This is a genomic window from Rhodococcus sp. EPR-134 (genome assembly GCF_001647205.1).
GTDB lineage: Bacteria > Actinomycetota > Actinomycetes > Mycobacteriales > Mycobacteriaceae > Rhodococcus_F > Rhodococcus_F qingshengii.
Genome location: NZ_LVCT01000302.1, coordinates 1 through 8,746, shown reverse-complemented (window position 1 = coordinate 8,746; position 8,746 = coordinate 1). Strand labels below are relative to the sequence as shown.

At 62.6% G+C, this 8,746-nt stretch carries 6 protein-coding genes, 1 tRNA gene and 1 pseudogene; 5 read left to right on the top strand and 3 right to left on the bottom strand.

Features of this window, described 5'->3' with window-relative positions; genetic code table 11:
• Both A2J01_RS36375 and A2J01_RS13855 read left to right on the top strand, forming a co-directional pair.
• A pseudogene (locus A2J01_RS36375) lies at nt 1-551 on the top strand (PE-PPE domain-containing protein); the annotation flags it as partial.
• A gap of 62 nt (nt 552-613) precedes the next feature.
• Nucleotides 614-1,711, top strand: a complete 1,098-nt coding sequence (locus A2J01_RS13855; protein ID WP_172827019.1) for a glycerophosphodiester phosphodiesterase family protein — start codon at nt 614-616, stop codon at nt 1,709-1,711.
• Nucleotides 1,712-2,007: 296 nt separating this feature from the next.
• Here A2J01_RS13855 and A2J01_RS13850 read toward each other — a convergent pair.
• Nucleotides 2,008-2,083: transfer RNA gene (locus A2J01_RS13850), tRNA-His, on the bottom strand.
• A 187-nt stretch (nt 2,084-2,270) separates the two neighbouring features.
• Between A2J01_RS13850 and A2J01_RS13845 the strand changes: the two genes are divergently transcribed.
• Complete coding sequence (locus A2J01_RS13845; RefSeq protein ID WP_064112906.1) at nt 2,271-3,242, top strand: pseudouridine synthase; 972 nt, start codon at nt 2,271-2,273, stop codon at nt 3,240-3,242.
• An 18-nt stretch (nt 3,243-3,260) separates the two neighbouring features.
• Here A2J01_RS13845 and ychF read toward each other — a convergent pair whose 3' ends face one another.
• Entirely contained in the window at nt 3,261-4,340 is a 1,080-nt protein-coding gene (gene ychF, locus A2J01_RS13840) for a redox-regulated ATPase YchF (protein WP_030536245.1), read from the bottom strand.
• A 70-nt stretch (nt 4,341-4,410) separates the two neighbouring features.
• Complete coding sequence (locus tag A2J01_RS13835) at nt 4,411-4,929, bottom strand: CD225/dispanin family protein (RefSeq protein WP_371683539.1); 519 nt, start codon at nt 4,927-4,929, stop codon at nt 4,411-4,413.
• A gap of 92 nt (nt 4,930-5,021) precedes the next feature.
• Between A2J01_RS13835 and A2J01_RS13830 the strand changes: the two genes are divergently transcribed.
• Both A2J01_RS13830 and A2J01_RS13825 read left to right on the top strand, forming a co-directional pair.
• Nucleotides 5,022-6,599 carry an FMN-binding glutamate synthase family protein gene (locus A2J01_RS13830; protein ID WP_037132028.1) on the top strand — a complete coding sequence of 526 codons (1,578 nt, stop codon included), beginning with the start codon at nt 5,022-5,024 and terminating at the stop codon, nt 6,597-6,599.
• Nucleotides 6,600-6,711: 112 nt separating this feature from the next.
• The coding region (locus tag A2J01_RS13825) for a carbon starvation CstA family protein (RefSeq protein WP_064112905.1) at nt 6,712-8,746 on the top strand (2,035 nt) is incomplete at its 3' end.

Here is an 8,746-nt window from a genome sequence, read left to right as displayed (position 1 = left end):
TTCCGACGCTGAACCGCGCCAACGTCATCGGAGTCGGACTGATCTCCGATCCTCAACAACCGGCAGGCGTGATCGAAGGTTGTGAGGGACACGGAGTTGCCGGCGACGGACCCGAGATCCAGCCGTGGATTCCGGTCAAGTGGATCGGGCACCCGCAGGACATGATCTGTAATGCCAGCGACGACAGCTACATTCGCGACATCGCAGACTTGACGCGCTGGATGTCCTTCTCGCAGGCACGCGTGTGGGCAGGAAAGGTTTGGGAACTACTTCGTAGCAATGCTTTCCAGAATGCGCAGAAGACTCGTTTCAGTCCCAAACAGTGGCGTACCGATCTACGACGTATTCGCACCGCGTTCCTCGAAGTACTTGGTTACCTGCCGACGAAGTTGAACCTGAACCGATTTCAGCTCAAGAACCCTCGCGGCGGTAGACACATCAGCTACGCGATCGAACCTCTCGACGAGAGCGGACTGACCGGGTGTGAGCTTCTGGCGTCGTGGATGAAGGTCCACGCGAGCGGCGTCGGGCAGCGCATTCACGCGGCCTGACCTTTACCGTTAGTTTACCTAACGAACCCCGGCGAGCCATTCGACGCCTCTACGTTCCTTTCATGCAACTGAGCAGAATATTGTCGTGTGCCGCCGTGACCGTCGCACTCCCCCTCACCGCCCTGGCGGCCCCGGCCGGCGCATCGCCAACCGGCAGTCTCGACTGGTCCGGTTCGTTCGGTAGTTCAGCACCCCAGCCGGTTTCGACGTTCGACGTCCAAGCCCACCGCGGCGGGCTCGGCCTGTACACGGAAAGCAGCCTGGCCGCGTTCGCGAATGCCCTCGAAATGGGCGTCAGCACACTGGAACTCGATACCCAGATCACCGAGGACGGGATCGCTGTCGTCACGCACGATCGTAAGATCTCGAACAAGAAATGCCTCGACACCGAGCCCGCAACTGCGGGTGACCCGGAGTTCCCGTACGTCGGCAAATTCGTCAACACGCTGAGCCTGCAGCAGATCAAGACCATGGACTGCGGCACTCTCCCCCTTGCCGGATACCCTGAACAGCAGAATGTTCCGGGAGCGAAAATGCAGACGCTCGAAGAAGTGCTTGCCCTGGTGAAGTCGTACAACGCACCCGGAATCAAGCTCAACATCGAGACCAAGGTGGAAGCGGGAGCGCCTCACGAGACCGCCCCGCGTGAGCAGTTCGTCTCTGTAGTCCTCGATACGATCCGGGCAGCCGGATTGTTGGACAGCGTCACCATTCAGAGCTTCGACTGGGGCTCGCTCATGCTCACCCGTCAACTCGCGCCGAGTGTCCCCGTCGTTGCGCTCACGAACGGCGACTTTCTCCAGGTAGGCAAGGACGGAGCGTCACCGTGGCTCGGCGGTCTGGACATCGATGATTTCGGTGGCGACGGCATCGCTGCGGTGGCGACCTTTGGTGCCTCCGCCTACTCCCCCGTCCAAGGAACTCCGCAGGGCGGAAAGGTCGGGGATCCCGGTTTCACCCTCTATCCGACAGCCGACATGATCGCGAGCGCACATGCGCGTGGCATGAAGGTCATCCCGTGGACCGTCGATGATCCCGCCACCATGCACGCCCTGATCGACCTCGGTGTCGACGGGATCATCACCGACTACCCCGATCGTCTCCGAGCCGTTCTGGCCGAGCGAGGCATGCCACTACCTGCACCTGCGGTCAAGAAGTAGCCTCCACCGCGCACCGAAGCAGGTACCTGAACAGGTACTACGGCCGATGTCCCCGGGGTCCCGTCGGCCGCATCCTGGACAGGTACTTGCTCGGGTGATCGGAGGTGAATTCTGATGATGTCTTTGAAGGATCAGTTGGACAACTGCGAATACCTACTTGCCGACGCGGAAATGGCGGGTGACTGGAATGCTGTCCGGCGATTCAGGGAATACCGGCTCAGGCTCGTTCGACAACTGTGCAGGCAAAGGGCCGCCGGCCTCTGCACCTAGAGGCCCGACCTCAACCGTATCTGAGCTGGTCCCTCTGGGCGGTTACGATCCGCCGTCGCCCGAGTCACAGTCGGGTGCTCTCACCAATTGAGCTACAGAAGGTATGGCCCGCAGTGCTTTTCGACTGCGATCTTTCTCTGCCGAACCATACGGGCCCGCATCTCGTCCGCGCTACTGATTTTCGAGTAGACGATCTACACCGACCACCGCTGCGAGTTCGGTTCCGCGTCCCCGCGGGGACGTCCCCGTCGAGGCCACACCGAATCACCGCTGACCAGTAGTCGATGGGATGATGACCTGCGTGTCCATGTCCCCACCGCTGCCCGTCAAGAACGGGGTTGGCCCGACGCGCCTACGCATCCCGCTCTCTGGGCCGTGGGCGACGATCGCTGAGTACGTCGTAGCCAAGTTCGACCATCTGGACGCCGAGAACCTGTATCGGCGGTTCGACGACGGCGAGTTCGTGGATACCGACGGCCACTCGATCTGCCTGAACACAGAACTCAGCGCGCACCGGTTCGTCTGGTACTACCGTGAGTTGCCGGCGGAGGACCCGGTGCCGTTCCACGAGGAGATCCTGCACACCGACGACGATCTCGTCGTCATCGACAAGCCACATTTTCTCCCGACCACTCCGAGCGGGCGATACCTGCGTGAGTCGGCGCTCATCCGCCTGCGGGTTCGTCTCGACAACCCAGATCTGACCCCGATCCATCGACTCGACCGCGGCACCGCAGGAGTGGTGATGTTCTCGGCCCGCCCCGCGACGCGCGGCGCGTACCAGTCACTGTTCGAGAAGCGTCAGGTCACGAAGGTCTACGAGGCGGTGTCGGCGCGACCGACCCGGCGGGGCCGGGATGCACCAGCGCTCGACGTCCCTCTCGTTTACCGCAACCACATCGAAGCTCGACGCGGCGCGTTGCGAGTCGTCGTCGACGACAGCCGTGAACCCAACTCCGAGACCATGATCGAGGCGCGAGGGACGGGCGTGAGTGCCTCCGGACGTGCTGTGCTGCACACGGTTCTACGTCCGCAGTCCGGACGGATGCACCAGTTGCGAGTGCACCTGGCAGCTCTCGGCGCCGGGATCCTGGGCGACCGGCGATACCCCGACCTGCTGCCCGACGCGCCGGACGCGCCGGACGATCATTCCCTCCCACTCCAATTGCTCGCGAGGGAACTCGAATTCACCGACCCGTTGTCGGGGAAAGCGCGGCGGTTCGTCACCCGTCGGACGCTCAGCGAGATGCCCGTGGGGTGACGACCAGAAGCCGCGGATTTAGACGTTGAAGCGGAACTCCACCACATCGCCGTCGGCCATGACGTATTCCTTGCCCTCCATGCGGACCTTGCCGGCAGCCTTGGCTGCGGCCATGGAACCGGCCTCGACGAGGTCGTCGAAGGACACGATTTCAGCCTTGATGAAGCCACGCTCGAAGTCGGTGTGAATGACGCCGGCAGCCTGGGGCGCGGTGTCACCCTTGTGGATCGTCCAGGCGCGAGCTTCCTTCGGACCAGCCGTCAGGTAGGTCTGCAGCCCGAGAGTGTGGAAGCCGGTGCGCGCGAGGGCATGCAGGCCCGGCTCTGTCTGACCGATCGAGTCGAGCATTTCCTGGCGGTCTTCCTCGTCCAGCTCGAGGAGTTCCTGCTCGACCTTCGCGTCGAGGAACACGGCGTCGGCCGGGGCGACGGAAGCGCGCAGTTCCGCGACCTTCGCTTCGTCGGTGAGCACCGACTCGTCGGCGTTGAAGACGTACAGGAAGGGCTTGGTGGTGAGCAGGCTCAGCTCACGCAGCAACGAGAAATCGAGCTTGTCCTTGACGCTGAAGAGGGTCGTGCCCTCGTTGAGGAAGGCCTGAGCCTTGAGTGCCTCGTCGTGGGCCGGCTTGAGCTCCTTGTTCTTGCGAGCTTCCTTGTCCAGACGCGGGAGAGCCTTCTCCAAGGTCTGCATGTCGGCGATCACCAGCTCGGTCTCGATGACCTCGATGTCCGAGGCCGGGTCGACCTTGCCGTCGACGTGGATGACGTCGTCGTCGGCGAAGACGCGAACTACCTGGCAGATGGCGTCCGCTTCACGGATGTTGGCCAGGAACTTGTTACCCAGACCTGCGCCCTCGGACGCTCCCTTGACGATGCCGGCGATGTCGACGAACGACACGGTCGCGGGGAGGATGCGCTCGGAGCCGAAGATCTCGGCGAGCTTCTGCAGCCGCGGATCGGGCAGCTCGACCAGACCGACGTTGGGTTCGATGGTCGCGAACGGGTAGTTCGCTGCCAACACGTCGTTGTTGGTCAGTGCATTGAAAAGGGTGGACTTGCCGACGTTGGGCAGTCCGACGATTCCGAGGGTAAGGCTCACGGTCTGTGGATTCTACGGCCTCGCGGCGACGTGACGGGTACTCGCCCCACCGTCACGTCGCGGCAGGTGATCAGTTGTAGGTATACGAATCGACGGACGACACGATCGCAACCAGGAAGATCACGTAGAACGCGATGAACAGCACCCAGCAGATGACGGCTATCAGGAGCGAAATCTGCCCGAGCTTCTTCACCCGCTCGGACGCGTACTGCGCGCCCTGGTGATCGCCCATCGCCCACTTCGGGTAGATGTCGTGGAGATGGTTGAACGCGGCGAACGCGATAGGCCAGAAGAAGATGATCGACGCGACGGCCCATCCCGCGTTGGACTTCGGCGGACCGTACTGAGGCGCCGCGTACGTGGGAGCAGCGCTGTACTGCTGGGCTGCGCTGTACTGCTGACCGGTCGGATACTGCTGTCCGGCTGAGTACTGCGGGTCGGTTGGGTACTGCTGACCCGTCGGATATTCCTGGCCTGCTGAATATTGCTGACCGGCTGAATACTGCTGGCCTGCCGGATACTGCTGCTCCTTCGGATACTGCTGCTCCTTCGGATCCTGCGGGTCGGTCGGATATTGCGGTTCGGTCATCATTCCCCCAAAGAGTCGGATTCGGTTCTCTATCGCAGAACCTAGTGGAGACTTACCGCTGCCGTGTCACAGTGAGCGCCTACGCTCTCGAGGTGACTCGGATGCTGATCGTGCTCTTGATATGGATAGTGGGTCTCGGCACCGCCGCGCTCGCAATTGTCGCCTCGCCCGGATGGTGGGTGATCGCTGTCGTCACACTCGCGCTGGCGGCCATGGGCACCTACGACCTCACTCAGAAGTCCCACAGCATCCTCCGTAACTATCCGGTCCTGGGGCACGCGCGATTCCTCCTCGAGAAGATTCGACCGGAGATCCAGCAGTACTTCGTCGAATCATCCACCGATGGAATGCCATTCGATCGCGAAACGCGAGATCTGGTTTACGAGCGGGCAAAGGGAACACTGGCGGAAGAGCCCTTCGGGACCGAGCGCGACGTCAATGCGATCGGCTACGAGTTCATGACGCATTCGATTCGCGCACGGACCGCCCCCGACACCGTTCCGCGAGTTCGCCTCGGCGGACGCGATTGCACGAAGCCGTACGACATCGCTCTCCTGAACGTCTCCGCGATGAGCTTTGGGTCGTTGTCCGCCAACGCAATCGAGGCCCTCAACGCCGGCGCCGCCAAAGGCGGTTTCGCTCACGACACCGGTGAAGGCGCGATCAGTCCGTATCACCGCAAACACGGCGGCGACCTGATCTGGGAAATCGCTTCGGGATACTTCGGATGCCGGACCGAGGACGGCCGATTCGATCCTGACCGTTTTGCCGAGCGCGCAGGCTCCGACCAGGTGAAGGCCATTTCGATCAAGCTCTCGCAAGGTGCGAAACCCGGGTTGGGTGGCGTGCTTCCCGGAGTCAAGGTCTCCCCCGAAATCGCCGAAACCCGCGGGGTACCCGTCGGCCAGACTGTGATTTCGCCACCCGCGCACACCGCGTTCAGCACCCCGGTCGAACTGGTCGATTTCATCGCGACCCTGCGAAAACTGTCGGGAGGCAAGCCGGTCGGGATGAAACTGTGTGTCGGCTCGCGTCGTGAATTCCTCGGAATCTGCAAGGCGATGATCGAACGCGGCATCACGCCCGACTTCATCATCGTGGACGGTTCCGAAGGCGGCACCGGCGCAGGTCCGGTGGAGTTCGAGGACCACATGGGCATGCCGTTGACCGAGGGCCTGATGCTGGTGCACAACGCTCTGGTGGGAACTGGTTTGCGCCCTCTCGTGAAAGTCGGCGCTTCCGGAAAGGTGGCGAGCGGTTCCGACATCGTCAAACGCATCATCCAGGGCGCAGACTTCACGATGGCGGCCCGCGCAATGATGTTCGCAGTGGGCTGTATTCAGGCCCAGATGTGCCACACCAACCGCTGCCCGGTCGGCGTTGCCACTCAGGATCCGGCACGCACCCGCGCACTCGACATCCCCGACAAGAGCGAGCGCGTCTACCGATTCCAGAAGGCAACCGTCGCCAGCGCGCAACAGATGATCGCGTCGATGGGCATCGATTCCTTCGACCAACTGCAACCGGGAATGCTCAACCGCCGCGTCGACGGTCTCACCACTCGCACCTATGCCGACCTGTTCGACTGGCTGATGCCGGGCGAACTGCTCGACTCCCCGCCGCAGAGCTGGCTCACCGATTGGATCGACGCCGACGCTCACCGATTCTGACGTCGGTCGACTCCCGCGTTTCAGATCGCGCGGATTCACCCTTCTGGTCCTACAGTGACAGATGGCCCGCTGTGACGGCGGCCACACGTGCACTAGTGGACGGAGTTCGACGATGAGCTTGACGACTGCGCCGGAACCAAATGTCGAGTACCTGAAAACCGATCCTGACCTGCCACCTGTCGGCGTCATCGACAAAACACCCATCTCCACGACTGCGCGCGTCGTCTTCCTTGTTCTCGGACTGGTCGGCGCGGGCGCCTGGTACATGATTGCGATCGTCCGCGGTGAACACATCAGCGCTGTGTGGTTCGTGTTGGCCGCAATCTGTACCTATCTGATCGCCTACCGCTTCTATGCGCGGTTGATCGAACGCAAGATCGTCAAGCCTCGCGACGACGTCGCCACTCCCGCCGAGATCATGGAGAACGGCGCCGACTACATGCCGACCGACCGTCGGGTGCTGTTCGGTCACCACTTCGCGGCAATTGCCGGTGCCGGCCCCCTGGTCGGACCCGTGTTGGCCGCGCAGATGGGATATCTTCCGGGAACGATCTGGATCATCGTCGGCGTCGTGTTCGCCGGGGCGGTGCAGGACTTCATGGTCCTGTGGATCTCGTCGAAGCGCCGCGGGCGCAGCCTCGGTCAGATGGCCCGCGAAGAACTCGGCCTTGTCGGCGGCGTCGCCGCACTGATCGGCGTGTTCGTCATCATGATCATCCTCATCGCGGTGCTCGGACTTGTGGTCGTCAATGCGCTCGCCGAGTCCCCGTGGGGAGTGTTCTCGATCGCGATGACCATCCCCATCGCGCTGTTCATGGGCGTGTACCTGCGGTATCTGCGGCCGGGCAAGGTTTCCGAGGTCTCCCTGATCGGCGTCGTCCTGCTTCTCCTTGCCATCGTCTCCGGCGGATGGGTTGCCGATACCGGTTGGGGCGCAGACTGGTTCACACTCTCGAAGGTCACCATCGCGTGGCTGATGATCGCGTACGGATTCGCCGCATCGGTGCTGCCAGTCTGGCTGCTCCTGGCACCGCGCGACTACCTGTCGACGTTCATGAAGGTCGGCACCATCGCGCTGCTGGCCATCGGAATTCTGGTCGCACGACCCGCTCTGAACATGCCGGCAGTGACGCCATTCGCCTCCAACGGCGAAGGCCCGGCCTTTGCCGGTTCACTGTTCCCGTTCCTGTTCATCACCATTGCCTGTGGCGCACTCTCGGGCTTCCACGCACTGATCGCGTCCGGTACGACGCCAAAGCTGCTCGAGAAGGAAAGCCAGACCAAGATGATCGGGTACGGCGGCATGCTGACCGAATCGTTTGTCGCGATCATGGCTCTGGTCACCGCCTGCATCCTCGATCAGCACCTGTACTTCGCACTCAACGCTCCCGCGGCACTGACCGGTGGAACACCGGAAACCGCAGCCGAATACGTCAACAATCTGCCCCTCGGCACTGCCCCCATCACACCGGACGTGCTGACTCAGGCAGCCGAGGCCGTCGGCGAAGAATCGATCATCTCGCGAACCGGCGGCGCCCCGACGCTCGCGTTCGGAATGTCCGAAGTGCTCAGCGACGTCTTCGGCGGCGACTCGCTGAAATCGTTCTGGTACCACTTCGCGATCATGTTCGAGGCGCTCTTCATCCTCACCACGATCGATGCCGGCACCCGCGTCGCTCGATTCATGCTCTCCGACTCGCTCGGCAACTTCGGCGGTCCGGCAAAGAAGTTCAAGGACCCGTCGTGGCGCATCGGCGCGTGGCTGTGCTCGCTGATCGTCGTCGCTGCCTGGGGCGCGATTCTGCTCATGGGTGTCACCGATCCGCTGGGCGGAATCAACACACTCTTCCCGCTCTTCGGCATCGCCAACCAGCTACTCGCCGCGATCGCGCTGACGGTGGTCATGACGATCGTCATGAAGAAGGGCCTGTTCAAATGGGCCTGGATTCCCGGCGTGCCGCTGGTGTGGGACCTGGTCGTAACCATGACCGCGTCGTACCAGAAGATCTTCTCCGACAACCCCGCGATCGGGTACTGGGCTCAGCACAACGTGTTCAAGGACGCGAAGGCTGCCGGCGAGACGGCGCACGGTTCCGCGAAGACTCCGGAGGCCATCGATGCCGTCATTCGCAACACCTTCATCCAGG